At 43.9% G+C, this 17,498-nt stretch carries 18 protein-coding genes; 8 read left to right on the top strand and 10 right to left on the bottom strand.

Going from position 1 to position 17,498, the window contains the following annotated elements:
• Nucleotides 1-15: 15 nt before the first annotated feature.
• Genes NP165_RS05550 through trpA form a run of 6 tightly spaced genes read left to right on the top strand, consistent with a single transcriptional unit; the run spans nt 16 to nt 6,710 of the window.
• Nucleotides 16-1,578, top strand: a complete 1,563-nt coding sequence (locus tag NP165_RS05550) for an anthranilate synthase component 1 (protein WP_257085322.1) — start codon at nt 16-18, stop codon at nt 1,576-1,578.
• Between the two features lie 5 nt (nt 1,579-1,583).
• The gene (locus tag NP165_RS05545; protein ID WP_257085321.1) at nt 1,584-2,177 is read left to right on the top strand and encodes an aminodeoxychorismate/anthranilate synthase component II; all 594 of its coding nucleotides are present in this window, start codon (nt 1,584-1,586) and stop codon (nt 2,175-2,177) included.
• A gap of 9 nt (nt 2,178-2,186) precedes the next feature.
• A complete protein-coding gene (gene trpD, locus NP165_RS05540) occupies nt 2,187-3,185 on the top strand; it encodes an anthranilate phosphoribosyltransferase (protein WP_257085320.1) in 999 nt (332 codons plus the stop codon).
• A 40-nt stretch (nt 3,186-3,225) separates the two neighbouring features.
• A complete protein-coding gene (gene trpCF, locus NP165_RS05535; protein ID WP_257085319.1) occupies nt 3,226-4,653 on the top strand; it encodes a bifunctional indole-3-glycerol-phosphate synthase TrpC/phosphoribosylanthranilate isomerase TrpF in 1,428 nt (475 codons plus the stop codon).
• A gap of 60 nt (nt 4,654-4,713) precedes the next feature.
• Entirely contained in the window at nt 4,714-5,904 is a 1,191-nt protein-coding gene (gene trpB / locus NP165_RS05530) for a tryptophan synthase subunit beta (protein WP_257085318.1), read from the top strand.
• The gene (trpA, locus tag NP165_RS05525; RefSeq protein ID WP_257085317.1) at nt 5,904-6,710 is read left to right on the top strand and encodes a tryptophan synthase subunit alpha; all 807 of its coding nucleotides are present in this window, start codon (nt 5,904-5,906) and stop codon (nt 6,708-6,710) included. Before trpB ends, trpA begins: the two co-directional genes overlap by 1 nt.
• A 58-nt stretch (nt 6,711-6,768) precedes the next feature.
• Here the strand turns inward: trpA and NP165_RS05520 are convergent, their stop codons facing one another.
• Nucleotides 6,769-6,903: a hypothetical protein gene (locus NP165_RS05520; protein ID WP_257085316.1), complete on the bottom strand. Its 135-nt coding sequence runs from the start codon at nt 6,901-6,903 to the stop codon at nt 6,769-6,771.
• A 22-nt stretch (nt 6,904-6,925) separates the two neighbouring features.
• On the opposite strand from NP165_RS05520, the gene NP165_RS05515 reads away from it, so the two are divergent.
• Nucleotides 6,926-7,228, top strand: coding sequence for a hypothetical protein (locus NP165_RS05515; RefSeq protein WP_257085315.1), 303 nt, complete (start codon nt 6,926-6,928; stop codon nt 7,226-7,228).
• 494 nt (nt 7,229-7,722) lie between these two features.
• A complete protein-coding gene (locus NP165_RS05510; RefSeq protein WP_257085314.1) occupies nt 7,723-8,979 on the top strand; it encodes a dicarboxylate/amino acid:cation symporter in 1,257 nt (418 codons plus the stop codon).
• Between the two features lie 209 nt (nt 8,980-9,188).
• Here NP165_RS05510 and NP165_RS05505 read toward each other — a convergent pair whose 3' ends face one another.
• The 9 genes from NP165_RS05505 to NP165_RS05465 form a co-directional block, all read right to left on the bottom strand.
• On the bottom strand, nt 9,189-9,536 hold the full coding sequence (locus tag NP165_RS05505) for a hypothetical protein (RefSeq protein ID WP_257085313.1): 348 nt from the start codon (nt 9,534-9,536) through the stop codon (nt 9,189-9,191).
• A 116-nt stretch (nt 9,537-9,652) separates the two neighbouring features.
• Complete coding sequence (locus NP165_RS05500) at nt 9,653-10,198, bottom strand: hypothetical protein (protein WP_257085312.1); 546 nt, start codon at nt 10,196-10,198, stop codon at nt 9,653-9,655.
• A gap of 39 nt (nt 10,199-10,237) precedes the next feature.
• A complete protein-coding gene (locus NP165_RS05495; protein ID WP_257085311.1) occupies nt 10,238-11,239 on the bottom strand; it encodes a hypothetical protein in 1,002 nt (333 codons plus the stop codon).
• A 106-nt stretch (nt 11,240-11,345) separates the two neighbouring features.
• Complete coding sequence (locus NP165_RS05490; RefSeq protein ID WP_257085310.1) at nt 11,346-12,305, bottom strand: hypothetical protein; 960 nt, start codon at nt 12,303-12,305, stop codon at nt 11,346-11,348.
• A 125-nt stretch (nt 12,306-12,430) separates the two neighbouring features.
• Nucleotides 12,431-13,441: a hypothetical protein gene (locus NP165_RS05485; protein ID WP_257085309.1), complete on the bottom strand. Its 1,011-nt coding sequence runs from the start codon at nt 13,439-13,441 to the stop codon at nt 12,431-12,433.
• A 12-nt stretch (nt 13,442-13,453) separates the two neighbouring features.
• A complete protein-coding gene (locus NP165_RS05480) occupies nt 13,454-14,398 on the bottom strand; it encodes a hypothetical protein (RefSeq protein WP_257085308.1) in 945 nt (314 codons plus the stop codon).
• Between the two features lie 106 nt (nt 14,399-14,504).
• Complete coding sequence (locus NP165_RS05475; RefSeq protein ID WP_257085307.1) at nt 14,505-15,464, bottom strand: hypothetical protein; 960 nt, start codon at nt 15,462-15,464, stop codon at nt 14,505-14,507.
• Nucleotides 15,465-15,524: 60 nt separating this feature from the next.
• Nucleotides 15,525-16,463: a hypothetical protein gene (locus NP165_RS05470; protein WP_257085306.1), complete on the bottom strand. Its 939-nt coding sequence runs from the start codon at nt 16,461-16,463 to the stop codon at nt 15,525-15,527.
• A 44-nt stretch (nt 16,464-16,507) separates the two neighbouring features.
• Nucleotides 16,508-17,458 (bottom strand): hypothetical protein, encoded by a 951-nt coding sequence (locus NP165_RS05465; RefSeq protein WP_257085304.1) that lies wholly within the window; start codon nt 17,456-17,458, stop codon nt 16,508-16,510.
• Nucleotides 17,459-17,498 lie beyond the last annotated feature (40 nt).

Raw genomic sequence — 17,498 nt, 5'->3', positions numbered from 1 at the left:
AGGAAAGGAGGTCTTGTGAACAAGGCTATAGAAATCAGGAAGCTAGGCAAGCTTGATGTCATTCATGCTTCTGCTCCTTACACACAGGATCCAACTCGTCTGTTCCATACCTTATGTGAGAACAAAACAGACAGTTTACTACTTGAATCAGCTGAAATTGATTCGAAACAAGACTTAAAAAGTCTACTTATTGTTGATTCTGCCGTCCGCATTGTCTGCTTTGGACACACTGTCACGATGACAGCGCTAACGCCAAACGGTCAGCACCTTCTCGCTCACCTTCATAACAATGTACACACCGATATAGACAATGAGTTTGAAAATTCTGTCTTAACGCTGAAATTTACCGCGCCGTGTGACACTTTAGACGAAGACTCTCGATTGTGTGAAGCCTCTTCGTTTGACGCACTTCGTCTGATTCAACATAGCTTCGACCTTAGTGAGCATGACAAGCACGCGATTTTCCTAGGTGGGTTGTTTGCGTATGATTTAGTCGCAAACTTTGAACCTTTGGGTGAAGCGGCAAAAACGAATCAATGCCCGGACTACGTTTTCTACGTTGCAGAAACACTGATTGTGGTCGATCACCAAACCGAAACGTACGACATCCAAGCAACACTTTTCGCCAATCAAACTGAAAAGGCTGTCCTTCAAGCCCGTATCGAGGATATTGTTGCTCAGTGTTCAAACCTGAAAGCACTACCGCAAGCCAAGAAGCTGTCATCAGTTGACGTCGAGACCAATATCTCGGACACGAATTTCTGCCAAATCGTCAAAGATCTGAAGAACTACGTCGTCAAAGGCGATATTTTCCAGGTTGTGCCATCACGACGCTTTACACTACCTTGCCCGTCGCCACTCGCGGCCTACAAAGAACTAAAACAGAGTAACCCTAGCCCTTACATGTTCTACATGCAGGATGAATTGTTTACCTTATTTGGTGCTTCACCTGAAAGTGCGCTTAAGTACGAAACAGAAACCAATCAGGTAGAAATCTATCCAATTGCGGGAACACGTCGCCGTGGAAAACGCCCTAATGGCACCATTGATTTCGATCTAGATAGTCGTATTGAGTTAGAACTGCGCAGCGACAAAAAAGAAAACGCTGAGCATATGATGTTGGTTGATTTGGCTCGAAATGATGTCGCACGTATCTCAGAAGCGGGCACACGACATGTGGCTGACTTACTGAAAGTGGATCGTTACAGCCACGTGATGCACTTAGTTTCTCGTGTGGTCGGTCAGCTGCGCAGTGATCTAGATGCCCTACACGCCTACCAAGCCTGCATGAATATGGGCACACTGACTGGCGCTCCTAAAATCCGAGCGATGCAGCTTATCCGAGATGTTGAAGGCGCAAGACGCGGCAGCTATGGCGGAGCGGTCGGTTACCTAACAGGTGAAGGCACACTAGATACCTGTATCGTCATTCGTTCAGCCTATGTTGAAAATGGCATCGCTCAAGTTCAAGCCGGTGCGGGGGTTGTCTTCGATTCGGACCCGCAAGCAGAAGCAGATGAAACACGAGGTAAAGCTCAAGCTGTCATCTCTGCTATTCAAGCAGCACACAAGGAGTAGTTGAGATGGCTAACATCGTATTTATAGATAATTTTGACTCATTTACTTATAACCTCGTGGATCAATTCCGCTCATTAGGACATGACGTTAAGATCTATCGAAACAGCATTCCGGCTGAAACCATTGAGCAAGCAGTCACTGACTTAGATAACCCTGTCATCGTTCTTTCTCCTGGTCCGGGAGCGCCTTCTGAAGCGGGTTCAATGCCCGAGATTATTCAAAGACTCAAAGGCAAAGTGCCAATCATTGGTATTTGCCTAGGCCACCAAGCTATCGTTGAAGCCTATGGCGGTACCGTTGCGGGCGCGGGCGAAATCATCCATGGTAAGGTGTCGATGATGGAACACCAAAATCACGCAACTTACGCTGAGCTTCCATCACCGTTGGCGATTGCGAGATACCACTCTCTAGTTGCGACCAGTGTGCCAGAGTCACTACAAATCACAGCGGAAGTCGATAACTTAGTCATGTCTGTCGTGCAAGAGCAAGACAAAGTATGCGGCTTTCAATTTCACCCAGAATCCATTATGACTACATATGGTGCGACGCTGCTGACAAATGCAATTAACTGGGCTTTAGACGGAAAAGAACAACGATAAGGAAAAATCATGGAACAGATCATTAATAAGCTATACGACCAGCAATCGTTGTCTCAAGAAGAAAGCCAAACCTTGTTTGATGTCATTATTCGCGGCGAGTTAGACCCTATTCTTATGGCGTCTGCGTTAACGGCTCTAAAGATAAAGGGCGAAACACCTGATGAAATCGCGGGTGCTGCCAAAGCTCTGCTCGCCAATGCCAAACCATTTCCTCGCCCAGATTACGATTTTGCTGACATTGTTGGTACAGGTGGTGACGGCCACAATACCATCAACATCTCTACAACGGCGGCTTTTGTCGCAGCAGCGTGTGGCCTGAAAGTCGCAAAACATGGTAACCGCAGCGTTTCAAGCAAATCAGGCTCTTCAGACCTGTTGGATTCTTTTGGGATTAACTTAGCAATGAGCGCTGAGGACACACGCAAAGCCATCGATACATTGGGTGTGGCATTTCTTTTTGCCCCTCAATATCACGGTGGTGTGCGTCATGCGATGCCAGTTCGCCAAACCATGAAGACCCGTACTATTTTTAACATTCTTGGCCCTTTGATTAACCCTGCAAGACCCAATATCCAATTGATGGGCGTATATAGTAAAGAACTCGTACGCCCTATCGCCGAAAGCATGCTACAAATGGGAATGAAACGCGCAGCGGTTGTGCACGGAAGCGGTCTAGATGAAGTTGCCATTCACGGCGATACGATTGTCGCTGAAATCAAAGATGGTGAGATTACAGAATATACGTTGAATCCGGCTGACTTTGGTGTAGAGACTTATCCACTCGAAGCAATTAAGGGTGGTGACCCAGAAGAAAATAAAGCGATTATCACCAATATTCTGACAGGAAAAGGGACGAAAGCACAATTGAGCGCTGTTGCGGTAAACGTTGCCCTGCTGATGCGTTTGTTTGGTCACGAAGACCTTAAAACCAATACAAAGCAAGCCATTGATGTGATGAACTCTGGCAAAGCGTATGAGTTAGTCAAGCTCCTCGCTGACCACGCTTAAGCCTCTTTAATATTTAGTCACTTTGTTACAGGTAAGTAAGATGACTCAAAAAAACGAAAATTTGTCCGAACACATTTCAGTGAAAGAAGCACAAATGGCCGAAGTATTGGCAAAGATTGTGCGCGACAAATATGTATGGGTAGAAGAGAGAAAACAGACACAGCCGCTAGAACGTTTTAAGGACGATCTTGTCCCTTCAGATCGCGGTTTCTATGATTCACTAACGAGTGGGAAAACGGCTTTCATTACTGAATGCAAAAAAGCATCCCCTTCTAAAGGGCTCATTCGTGATGAGTTCGACTTGGATTATATTGCCTCTGTTTATAATGAGCATGCAGATGCAATCTCCGTTCTCACTGATGAAAAGTACTTTCAAGGTAGTTTCGATTTTTTACCTCAGGTACGCAACCAAGTGACACAACCCGTACTGTGTAAAGACTTTATGGTCGACACGTACCAAGTTTATCTAGCGCGTCACTACGGGGCCGATGCCATTTTGCTGATGTTGTCCGTGCTTAATGACGACGAGTATCGAACGCTTGCTGACGTTGCTCACTCATTAAATATGGGCATCTTGACCGAAATCAGTAATGAAGACGAGCTACACCGTGCCGTGAACCTTGGCGCTCAAGTCATCGGGATCAACAACCGAAACTTACGCGATCTGACAACCGATTTAAATCGAACCAAGGAACTATCTCCTTTAATCCGTCAACTTGCACCTCAAGCAACGGTTATTTCTGAATCGGGTATCTACAACAACCAACAAGTGCGAGACCTTGCCGAATACGCAGATGGATTCTTGATTGGCAGCTCACTAATGGCAGAAAAGAACCTCGAACTTGCCGTGCGAAAAGTCATTTTAGGTGAAAACAAAGTTTGTGGTTTGACCCAGCCAGAGGACGCAGCGAAAGCCTATCAAGCGGGTGCCGTATTTGGTGGACTGATTTTTGTGAAAAACTCCCCACGATATGTTGATCTAGAAACAGCTCGCTTGACCATGAGCGGAGCGCCCCTTCAATTTGTCGGCGTTTTCCAAAATGAGGCGATTGAATTCATTTTGGATACCGTGAATGAGCTTGGCTTGAAAGCGGTTCAGCTCCATGGCCAAGAAGATCAGCAGTTCGTTGACGATTTAAAGACGCAACTTCCAGAAAATGTAGAAATCTGGAAAGCCTATGGTGTAACGGATTCACTTCCTACACTGCTTAGCAGCAACGTAGATCGACACCTTCTGGATACCAAGATTGGTTCACAAACGGGAGGCACAGGATTGGTCTTTGACTGGTCTCTTATCGGTGACCCGTCGCGTGTTATGTTAGCAGGTGGGATTACGCCATTTAACGCTCAGAAAGCATCTCAGCAAGGTTGCCTTGGATTGGATTTAAATTCCGGTGTAGAAAGCTCTCCCGGCAAGAAAGACCTAACGAAGCTAAATCAGGCATTCGCAGCCATTCGTGACTACTAAAATTAATAACAAATAATATGTATTGGTAGCGATACCAAACTCATTTAAAGGAATAATACCATGGCAAAACTCGATGCCTATTTTGGCGAATACGGTGGTCAGTACGTACCGCAAATTTTGGTTCCAGCACTGGAACAGCTTGAGCAAGCATTTATTGATGCACAACAAGACCCTGAGTTTCACAGCGAATTTATGGGCCTGCTACAGGAATATGCAGGTCGCCCTACTGCGCTGACCCTAACGCGTAACCTGACTAAAGGCACTAAAACCAAAATCTATTTGAAGCGAGAAGATTTGCTTCACGGTGGCGCTCATAAAACGAACCAAGTTCTCGGTCAGGCACTGCTGGCTAAGCGTATGGGTAAAAAGGAAATCATCGCTGAAACGGGTGCGGGTCAACACGGTGTTGCCACAGCATTAGCTTGTGCTCTATTAGGGCTTAAATGCCGAGTTTATATGGGTGCTAAAGACGTAGAACGCCAAAGCCCAAATGTATTCCGAATGAAGTTGATGGGCGCAGAAGTTATCCCTGTGCACTCTGGTTCAGCAACGTTGAAAGACGCGTGTAACGAAGCGCTACGCGATTGGTCAGGAAGCTACGAAGACGCGCACTATCTCTTGGGTACTGCGGCAGGTCCTCACCCTTTCCCGACTATCGTACGTGAATTCCAACGCATGATCGGTGAAGAAACGAAAAATCAGATCCTCGCACGTGAAGGACGACTACCAGACGCAGTCATCGCATGTGTTGGCGGTGGTTCAAACGCCATCGGTATGTTTGCTGATTTCATCGAAGAAAAATCGGTTCGCTTAATTGGTGTAGAGCCAGCAGGCAAAGGGATCGACACTGATCAACATGGTGCGCCACTTAAACATGGTAAAACTGGTATTTTCTTCGGTATGAAAGCGCCATTAATGCAAGATCCAAATGGTCAAGTTGAAGAGTCTTATTCTGTGTCTGCGGGGCTAGATTTCCCATCAGTTGGCCCACAACATGCCCACCTTAATGCCATTGGCCGCGCTGAATATGACAGCGTCACCGATGACGAAGCTCTAGATGCATTCCAAGAGTTAGCTCGTAGCGAAGGTATTATCCCTGCTCTGGAATCGTCTCATGCGCTTGCACAAGCACTGCGCATGGCGCGCGAAAACCCAGAGAAAGAGCAGTTGCTCGTGGTTAACCTATCTGGACGAGGCGATAAGGACATATTCACTGTACACGCAATCTTAGAAGAAAAAGGAGTGATCTAATGAACCGCTATGAAGCTATGTTTGAGCGCCTAAACAAGTGTAATCAAGGCGCATTCGTACCGTTCGTAACGGTTTGTGACCCTAACCCTGAACTTTCTTTAGAGATCATGGAAACCTTGGTTGAAGCGGGCGCAGATGCATTAGAGCTAGGCATTCCATTCTCAGACCCTTTAGCGGATGGACCTACCATTCAAGGTGCAAACATACGCGCATTAGAGTCAGGTGCAACACCCGATATTTGCTTTGAACTGATTGCAAAGATCCGTGCTAAGTACCCAGAGTTGCCTATTGGTTTGTTGATGTATGCCAACTTAGTTTTCGCCCGTGGTGTGGAGAATTTCTACGAGCGCTGCGCTAAAGCAGGAATTGACTCAGTACTGATTGCAGACGTTCCGACCAATGAAAGCTCTGAGTTTGTTGCTGCTGCTAAAAAGCATGGCGTTGAACCGATCTTTATTGCTCCCCCTACCGCTTCTGATGAGACTCTTCGTTCAGTCGCAGAGCTTGGTGGCGGATACACTTACTTACTTTCGCGTGCAGGCGTAACGGGTGCAGAAACCAAAGCCAACATGCCAGTAAGTGATATGCTAGGAAAACTGAATCAGTTTGACGCGCCACCAGCCCTACTTGGTTTTGGTATCTCAGAACCAGAACAAGTGAAACTGGCTATTCAATCCGGCGCGGCGGGTGCAATCTCAGGTTCTGCGGTGGTTAAGATTATTGAGAGCAACGTGAGCCAACCACAGACAATGCTGAGCCAGCTATCTGAATTTGTGACTGCAATGAAAGCAGCGACAAGTAAATAACCTCAGCTCTTCAAACACAAAAAGCGCCCACCGATGTAAGTCGGTGGGCGCTTTTATTTTAATCTTTATAGCGAGGATCAATGCGGTCTAGTTTACGCATCAGCGCTGGCCAAATAAATGCGCCATCCAACCCTTGCGCTTCTACGGCTTTACCTATCGAATTCACCACATCTTGTTCAATATTTATAAGCATTTGTTACGACGTAGGGGCTAACTTGGTTAACCTACTCGCCCAAGCCGGAGCCGCTACCCTCACACTAAATATTGTCGGAATTTTAGCGGGATTGGCAATCGCAAGAATCAACCGATTACCGAAGCAAGATGGGTTAGCAATCGGTATTGAGCTTGGAGTTAAAAACAGTACGCTCGCGCTGTTGGTTAGCGTGACCCTTATCGGCTCAAATACTATGTCGATTCCAATTATCGTCTATAGCGTTAGCATGTTTCTGTGCGCTGCCGTCCTCACGGTTTATGGCCGTCGTCATTCAAGCAAGTCTGTTTCAGTGGAAGTTGCTTAACCCTATTTGATTGTGTTTCACCTAGTATTTAACAACCGTTAAATACTAGGTTTCCCTCCTACTATTCAGCCCCCGTTACCGCTCCGTTTACTCACCAATCTCGCTCTTTATATGCAAAGACGTTAACAATAATGTAAATAATTACCTTATATGAGGTCAGAGTTTCAAAAGGAATTAGCATCGAGCCATGAGGAATTGCCTTCATCTGAAAATGATCATTTTGTTAACATAAACCTACCCAGTAAATCCCTACAATCATTAATCGAAACAACGGGTAAATGAATCTCTCATCACCAAAACAAATGGCAATCGTTTGCTACCGAGCCAAAAATTTGATCCCGCCAAAAAATATCGATTGTTTTATCAGTACCACACCCATTCATATTGCTAATTGTAAAAATAAAGTGTAAAAACCAAGACGATATTATTGCCCAAGTTTGAGTTTTAACTCAGATGGTAATTCTAGAAAATTAAATTTTGTTAGCACAGAGGTTATGGAAGTGTTAAAGAAAAAGAGTTTACTAAGCAACATTGGTGTACAAGTCGTTATTGCAATGATCGTGGGTACTGTCGTAGGTGCCACGATGGGGAATAGCGCCTCAATGTTTGCTCCACTGGGTGCGATTTTTATCAACCTGATTAAAATGCTGGTTATCCCTTTGGTAGCGGTAGCGCTTATCTCTGGTGCAGCTGGTCTAGGTAACAGCCAGTCAGCAGGGAAAGTTGGCATAACAACTTTAGGTTACTTTGGTTTGACGTCGGCATTGGCCGTTGCTCTTGCTCTATTTATGGGTGAAGTTTTCAAACCAGGCATGGGTATCGATGTTTCTGGCGTCGAAGGCATGTTCTCGTCCGAATACGCTTCAAAAGGTGAATTGCCATCTTTCTGGGCTACCATCACAGGTATGATCCCAACCAACGTTTTCCAATCACTAAACGAAGCGAATATTCTTCAGATCCTTGTGTTCTGTATGTTCTTTGGTATTGCGATTTCTAAGCAATCAAAAGAACGCCGTGAGCCTATCATTAACGGCGTAAACTGCATCGTTGACGCGATGGTTTGGATGATCAACAAAGTAATGATCATTGCTCCAATTGGTGTATTTGGCCTAATGGCAGAAGCAGTAGGCACATTCGGTTTTGGCGCACTAATGGTCGTCTTCAAACTGTTCGTTGTGTACGTTGCTGCCATTCTAATCTTCGGCTTTGTTGTTTACCCTCTAATGGTTCATATCTTCACTAAGACCTCAGCGAAGAAGTTCCTAACCGCAATGAAGAAACCACAAGCAGTTGCTCTTTCAACGGCATCTTCTATGGCTACACTACCAGTTACTATGGATACTTGTGAGAAAGAACTGGGCGTTAGAAACTCGACGGCATCATTTGTACTGCCACTTGGTGCAACCATCAACATGTCAGGTAACGCGATTTACTACGGCCTTGTTGCTATCTTCTTTGCGCAGCTGTTCAACATCGACCTAGGTATGGGCGCGTACATCGCGATCATCGTAACGTCTACGCTAGGTGCGGTTGGTCAAGCCGGTGTTCCTGGTCCTTCTTTCCTAGTGGTCGCTGTTCTGCTAGCGGCGGGCATTCCAATTGAAGGTCTACCACTGCTGTTCGCTCTAGACCGTATTTTCGACATGATTCGTACTGCGCTAAACATCACTGGTGATGCGGCTTGTGCTGTTATCGTTGATGCAATCATCGAAGACGAAAAAGAAGTAGAGTTACAAAAGCAAGAAGCTTGAGTTTAAGCGTACAAAAATCAAGTAGGAGGAGGTCTAGCGGCCTCCTTCCTCTCACACAACCATACAAGTGTGGGTCGAATATGTCAGTGACTGACGCTACTCTTATAACGAATTCAGCCCCCTAAACTTTCACGAGTTTGTGCGACCAATCAATACTTAGCAGGCATAAATCCACGCTTCATTTATTGTCCTGCGGAGACTTAATCCCTCTATAATGCATGGCCTCTTACCCGATTCGTTTGGTAATGAGAAACTAGGTCACCTTGAGCGGCAAGAGCCGCTTCAACACGTTGTTCAAAGTTATCCGGCTTTTTATCCTTACGTAAGAAGTATTTTGCTGGCTCCCTTCTAAATGACTCTCCTGTAATAACCGCCTCTTTGCCATGTTCCATAAACGCTAAGATTTGAGCTAATGGATAAGTCATATCGCCTTCTCGATGAAAAGAAAGTTTACCAATATCAATACCCATGATCCCCATTGGCCGGTAGCCCGTTTGGTTTTTGTTCTCAAATTGCAATACGATATTTAAGCCAAGGTGATTTTCTAATATTCCCATTTTGTCAAATGATGCCGCTCCAACTCTCCCATGGCGCCACGAGTAGACAATTTGCCTGTTTCGATCAAAGTAAACTTCCGCGTCTTGAGGTTTGAGTAAGAAAAGCAACCACATACCTAAAGATAAAGCGCCCATGAAGGAAAAAGGCCGATACCGAAAAGGAAATGGTCTAGCTCTCCAAGTTGCTTAAGCGCTCTCATATGAGTAAACAATGTCACATCGCCGTCTTGCTCAAAATAGATACTGAAACCTTTAATGGAATTATCTGCGAGAGCTATCCCACGCCGATAAATATCTTCTTTTTTCTTATCTCCGTCCTTTTGTGCATCGGAAAGTCGGTTTATGTATCTGGCTTTGTCTTCTTCATAGCTTTCAATCATACGAGCTGCCTGAGCCTTGTGAGCTTCAAAATCATATTGGTAACGAGAATCGTAGATAAAATACAGGGTCAATACGGTTAGCATCAGCATCCATGGCACGACAATGGTATTTCGGCGAGTATGATAGCCAGTCCTTAACGTCAACAGATTATCATTGACCGTCATAAACGGTTCGAGCGGGTCTTTCATCGGGACAACAATCACTTCAGCTCGAAATTGCGCCCACCATTTTGAAAAAGGTTGCGCTTTTGTTGTGAATATTCCTTTAGAGCCGCGATTCATTTATTTGCTCAACACACCATCATGTCCCAAAAAATGTATTTACATAGCCAACGGTTTAATAACATTCTTCTCGTAGAGCTCGACCAAGTTATGACTTGCACCAAGCACCATTTCTAGTCGCTGATCAAAGTTCTTGGGCTTCTTATCATCGAACAGGAAAAAGCGTGCAGGCTCACGCTGAAATGATTCGCCAGTAATCACAGCGTCTTTTCCTTTTTCCATGAAAGCCAGCAATTGAGCAAGTAGGTAAGTGAGGTCTTCTTCTTTATGGAAAATGAGTCTTTCGGCATCGATCCCCCACACAGCACTGGGCCAGAAACCGCCTTTCTTCTTGTTCTCGAACTGAAGAAAGATACTCAACCCCATCATGTTTTCTTTGATCCCTATATCTTCAAAGCGAGCAGCTCCAATACGGCCCCAACGCCATGTGTAAACAATACCTCGACGTCGGTCAAAATAAACCTCCGCATCTCTGGGCTTTATAAAAAATAATCCAAAAAAGCATGCGGCTGAACTCCCGCAGACGCCCAACATCAGAAAGCCAAAAAGTGTCCATACCAAATAGCCTTGTAGGTACTTGCTCTCTAGGTAGGTAAAAATGGTTGGTTCACCGTCCTTTTCTACATAAACCATATAACTTTTAATCAACTGGTTATAGTCTTCAACTCTACCTAAATAGTATTTCTCTTCTTCTGCATTATTGTCCTTTTTAGCTTCTAGAAGCCACTCCTCCCTTTGCTTTTTCTCGTTTTGGAAATACTCAATATTTTCGATGGCTAACTCTTTTTGTCGATCTACATTAGGAATTATACCAAGCCATAAGTAGGTACTAAAGATTGAAGCGAATAGCAAAGGTAAGCCGATTGTGTTTCTCCTGCTATGGAAGCCGGTGCGAATGGTTAAAGTGTCATCATTGACGGACATGATAGGCTCCAATGGGTCTTCCATTGGCACCACGATCACTTCTGCTCGAAATTGCGCCCACCACTTAGAAAAAGGTTGTGCAAATTTGGTAAATATCCCCATTTCCTGGCGTTTCATTTATTTTCCCCAAGGTGTGGTGTTTGGTTATTCATCAAACATACTCATTTGGCTATTGTTGATATATCTGATTTAAAGCCAACACACCGATGGCCATTAATACCTGTTAATTCACTACTTTTAGATTCGCATAGAGGTCGGGAAGTACGTGCTCGTGCTCTAGCAACTTCTCTAATCGTTCTTCAAATGGCTCCGGTCTTTTATCGATAAAAAAGTACGTTTTCGATTCTGGTCTATGGAAGCTCTCGCCTGTTATTACCGCACTCTTGCCGTTGTCCATAAAATTAAATAGCTGCGCCAAGAAATAATCATTATCTCTTCCTGAATTGAGATGCACTTTTCCTGTCGGCTGAACAGTCACAGGAACCACGTCATAACCACCTTTACCCTTTTTGTTTTCACAATAAAAGTAGAGAAGCAGTCCCGTTTTACGCTCTAAGAACCCTAAGTTCTCGAAACGGCAAGCCGCCAGTCGTCCAAAAAACCAGGTGTAAACAAGGCCACGCTTTCTGTCGAAATATATATGCGCAGGCTTTGGAGATTTGATGAAAAACACTGTAAAGAATAAGGTTAATGACAAAATCACACTTGCAATAACTAATTCAGAAATAAATGATTTACGTATATTTTCCGCACCATATGTCAATACAGCCCTACCGTAGTTGATTAAAGAATATTCTCCTTCCTCATCAAACCAAGCTCGATAAAACTTAGACCACTGTTTATCGAAAGCATCAAATGGTTCCCCCCTAGCCTCTTGGGCCTTATATTCAATAACCCTTTCCTTTGCAGTAATCAGCGAAGCAGAATTAGGGCCTAAGTCACCGACAAAAACAAAGGCCAAATACCATAGCCCAATAACTAGAGGTAGAAGGTAGGCAAATCGTAAACCATGCCTAGCATCACGCACAGTCAGGACATCATCCGTCACCGTCATAAAAGGCTCTAACGGATCATGAGCTGGCTGTATCGGCTTAAATTGGGAAGTAAAGGACTCCCGCCATTTACTGAGCCTTTGTGGGTATTGGTATCTAACTAAAAAGCCTTGGCTGTTTGTTCTTTTCATTGTTTCTGTTGTCACGTAAGTAAACTGAATCGTTGGCTACCGGTGTTGGTTACACAAATAAGGTGATGGTTGCTGGTGCTCTCTTTTAATATTCCTTTAGAGCCGCGATTCATTTATTTATCACACTAAATCGCATGGCCTCTTACCCGATTCGTTTGGTAGTGAGAAACTAGGTCACCTTGAGCGGCAAGAGCCGCTTCAACACGTTGTTCAAAGTTATCCGGCTTTTTATCCTTACGTAAGAAGTATTTTGCTGGCTCCCTTCTAAATGACTCTCCTGTAATAACCGCCTCTTTGCCATGTTCCATAAACGCTAAGATTTGAGCTAATGGATAAGTCATATCGCCTTCTCGATGAAAAGAAAGCTTACCAATATCAATACCCATGATCCCCATTGGCCAGTAGCCCGTTTGGTTTTTGTTCTCAAATTGCAATACGATATTTAAGCCAAGGTGATTTTCTAATATTCCCATTTTGTCAAATGACGCCGCTCCAACCCTTCCATGTCGCCACGAGTAGACAATTTGCCTGTTTCGATCAAAGTAAACTTCCGCGTCTTGCGGTTTTAGCAAGAAAAGCAACCACATACCTAAAGATAAAGCGCCCATGAAGGAAAAAAGGCCAATACCGAAAAGGAAATGATCTAGCTTCCCAAGTTGCTTAAGCGCTCTAATATGAGTAAACAATGTGACGTCACCGTCTTGCTCAAAATAGATGCTAAAGGCTTTAATTTGTTTATCTTCATCAGCGACTCTTCCACGATAGTAGCTCTCATCATCTTTTCGCCCTTCTTTCTGAAAGTCTATAACCCAGCGTTCGTATTTATTTTTTCTATCTTGGTGAAATTCAATCATACGCTCAGCTCGAGCCTTGTGAGCTTCAAAATCATATTGGTAGCGAGAATCGTAGAAAAAATACAGGGTCAATACGGTTAGCATCAGCATCCATGGCAAGACAATGGTATTTCGGCGAGTATGATAGCCAGTCCTTAACGTCAACAGATTATCATTGACCGTCATAAACGGTTCGAGCGGGTCTTTCATCGGGACAACAATCACTTCAGCTCGAAATTGCGCCCACCATTTTGAAAAAGGTTGCGCTTTTGTTGTGAATATTCCTTTAGACCCGCGATTCATTTATTTATCACACTAAATCGCATGCCCTTTTGGCCTGTGGGTTTGGTAGTGATGGACTAAATCCCCTTCAGCCTTCAGCGCTGCATCTACACGCGCTTCAAAGTTGTCTGGCTTAGGATCCACTCGCCAAAATAGCTTTGCAGGTTTACGCTTAAATGACGGCACTGTGATGACTGCTTCTTTGCCATGATCCATAAACGCAAGGATTTGCGCTAATGGGTAGGTGGTATCTGCTTCGGTATGAAAAGCGAGCTTACCAGTATCAATACCGACAATCGCCATCGGGCGATAGCCCTTCTGCTTTTTGTTTTCAAACTGCAACACGATATTAATACCAACTTGGTTCTCAATCAGCCCCATTTTATCAAAGTAGGCCGCGCCCACTCGGCCATGGCGCCAGCTATATACAATTTGGCGTTGGCGGTCAAAGTAGACTTCGGCATCTCTGGGTTTTAGAAAGAAAATGAGCCACATAGCAATGCTCGGTAACAAAAAAAAACATAACAGAAGAAAGCCAGTAAGAAAATAACCAAGCTCGCCTTCAATTTCCTTAGCCCTTAAATAAGTTGCCCATGTCACCTCACCATTTTCATTAAGCAGCGCACTGGCACGCTTTTCAATATCATCAGTTCTGTACGATGGGTCTCTCAACGCCCTCTGCTGCTCAACATATTCCAGCATTTCATGTGCATATTCCTGCTTACTTTCAAAATCAGGCAGCCAATCATTAAGCATATAAATCGAAAAAAAGCTAAACAGCAACATCAGCGGAATAAGGATCGTATCGCGCCGGTTATGATAGCCTGTTCGTACGGTCAGCACCTTATCATCTACCGATACTATAGGATCGAGAGGGTCTTCCATAGGAATGACAATTACCTCAGAGCGAAACTCCTGCCACCACTTGGAAAAAGGCTGGGCTTTGGTGGTAAATATGCCCCAAAATCGACGTTTCATTTATTTTCCCCAAGGTGTGGTGTTTGGTTATTCATCAAACATACTCATTTGGCTATTGTTGATATATCTGATTTAAAGCCAACACACCGAGGGCCATTAATACCTGTTAATTCACTACTTTTAGATTCGCATAGAGGTCGGGAAGCACGTGCTCGTGCTCTAGCAACTTCTCTAATCGTTCTTCAAATGGCTCCGGTCTTTTATCGATAAAAAAGTACGTTTTCGATTCCGGTCTATGGAAGCTCTCGCCTGTTATTACCGCGCTCTTTCCATTGTCCATAAAATTAAACAATTGAGCGAAGAAGTAGTCATTATCTCTTTCTGAATTGAGATGCACTTTTCCTGTCGGCTGAACGGTCACAGGAACCACGTCATAACCACCTTTACGCTTTTTGTTTTCACAATAAAAATAGAGAAGTAATCCCGTTTTCCGCTCTAAGAACCCTAAATTCTCGAAACGGCAAGCCGCCAATCGTCCAAAAAACCAGGTGTAAACAAGGCCACGCTTTCTGTCGAAATATATATGCGCAGGCTTTGGGGATTTGATAAAAAACACCGTAAAGAATAAGGTTAATGACAGTATCACGCTAGCGATAACAACGTCTGAAATCAGAGACTTTTTTTGTGACTCTCTGCCATAAGTAAAAATAGCTTTGCTATAGCTTAAGAAAGAATAGCTTCCGTCATCATCAAACATCATTCGATAATAGGAATACCGCCTATTGTGATAATCATCAAAATAAAAATCTTTTGTATCTTTAGCTTGATATTCAGCTAATTTATCTCTCCCATAAGACACTGATGCAGAGTTTGGTCCTAAATCCCCAATAAAAGCACAAGACAAAATCCATAACCCAATAACCAAAGGCAAAAGGTAGGCAAATCGCAAACCATGCCTAGCATCACGCACAGTCAGGACATCATCCGTCACCGTCATAAAAGGCTCTAACGGATCATGAGCTGGCTGTATCAGCTTAAATTGGGAAGCAAAGGACTCCCGCCATTTACTGAGCCTTTGTGGGTATTGGTATCTGACTAAAAAGCCTTGGCTGTTTGTTCTTTTCATTGTTCTTTTGTAATCAAAGCCAACAGAGTCGCTGGCCTACTTTTAATCAACACAGATTTCTCAAATTAGATGTTGCGTATACAAATCTGGCAATTCATGGTCTCTTCTCAATATTTCCTGTACCCGCAGATCAAAGTTCTCAGGCTTCTCATCGATATAAAAGTAATATTTTGGCTGAGGCCGGACAAATCGTTCACCCTTAATCACTGCGCTTTTGCCTTTATCCATAAAGGCAAAAATTTGAGCCATGAGCTCCGTATTGTCACTTTCATTGTTGAAATGCGCACGTCCTGTCGGCTGAAGCCCAAACCTAGCCGGCCAGAACTGTTTTTTCTTGTGTTCACTGTACAATATAAAATCAAGTCCATAGCTGCTTTCACGGTAACCAAGGTTATCGAAGTGACAAGCGGCCACTTTCCCCCAACGCCATGTGTAAACAATCTGACGTTGCCTATCGAAATAAATATCAGCAACTCTCGGTAATCGAAAGAAAGCTACGGTGCCTGCGATAGAAATAATCAACAACATGAAAGAAATTATTATGTTTTCATGTAAAATTTCTTTTTGATACTCCCCACCATAATTATTTACGGCATTTAAGCGCTTAAATAATGAGCTCTTTCCCTCTTCACCAACTAAAGATTCGTAGTAAATAAAATCTGTACTATCGAAAGAGCGCCCGGCGTCGATGAACTCTTGCTTTCTCTCAACCATTCTATTGGCAGATGCTATCTCAGTGTCACTTGGCCACAAGCCACTAGTGACATAAATGAACAGTCCCCAAAATGCCAACACAAAAGGAGCGATGTATACAAATCGCATGGAATGCATAGGGGAAGCCACGGAAAGCCTAGTATCGTCCACCAACATAATCGAGTTCAGAGGATCGTTATAGGTATCAAGAGTGACGCGATCATTGAGCCACTCGCGTAGCTCTACAAATCTTCTAGCGCGTTGCAGCAGCCCAATAGAGCCGCTCTTATTTCTTTTTTCTATCATTGAGTTTGATTTAAAGCCAACACACCGATGGCCATTAATACCTGTTAATTCACTACTTTTAGATTCGCATAGAGGTCGGGAAGCACGTGCTCATGCTCTAGCAACTTCTCTAATCGTTCTTCAAATGGCTCCGGCCTTTTATCGATGAAAAAGTACGTTTTCGATTCCGGTCTATGGAAGCTCTCGCCTGTTATTACCGCACTCTTGCCGTTGTCCATAAAATTAAACACTTGAGCGAAGAAGTAGTCATTATCTCTTTCTGAATTGAGGTGCACTTTCCCTGTCGGCTGAACGGTCACAGGAACCACGTCATAACCACCTTTACCCTTTTTGTTTTCACAATAAAAGTAGAGAAGTAGTCCCGTTTTCCGCTCTAAGAACCCTAAATTCTCGAAACGGCAAGCCGCCAATCGTCCAAAAAACCAGGTGTAAACAAGGCCACGCTTTCGGTCGAAGTATATATGCGCAGGCTTTGGGGATTTGATAAAAAAGACTGTGGTACATACAGCAAGGGAGATTGCAATCAAAGAAATAGCAACATTAAAATACACAGATTCTCTATAGGTTTGAGAACTGTAATTAGCTACTGCATTAAGATAGTTCCCAAAAGAGTAGTCACCATTTTCGCTAAAAAGTGCTTTTGAATAAGCGTAGAATTGCTTGTCATATGGAAGGCCTTCACTCTCTTTCATTTCATAATATGAAATACTTTCTTTAGCATAGGCTATCTCATCTGGATGAGGACCGACACGCTCAATAAAAACAAAGGATAGAACCCATAAGCCAAGTACTAAAGGCAAAAGGTAGGCAAATCGTAAACCATGCCTCGCATCACGTACAGTCAGGACATCATCGGTCACCATCATAAAAGGCTCTAACGGATCATGAACTGGCTGTATCGGCTTAAATTGGGAAGCAAAGGACTCCCGCCATTTACTGAGCCTTTGTGGGTATTGGTACCTGACTAAGAAGCCCTGACTGTTTGCTCTTTTCATTGTTCTTTTGTAATCAAAGCCAACAGAATCGCTGGCCTAC

The organism is Vibrio japonicus, from assembly GCF_024582835.1.
Lineage (GTDB): Bacteria > Pseudomonadota > Gammaproteobacteria > Enterobacterales > Vibrionaceae > Vibrio > Vibrio japonicus.
The sequence above is the reverse complement of the archived record's forward strand: the minus strand, read 5'-3'. Positions and strand labels throughout refer to the sequence as shown.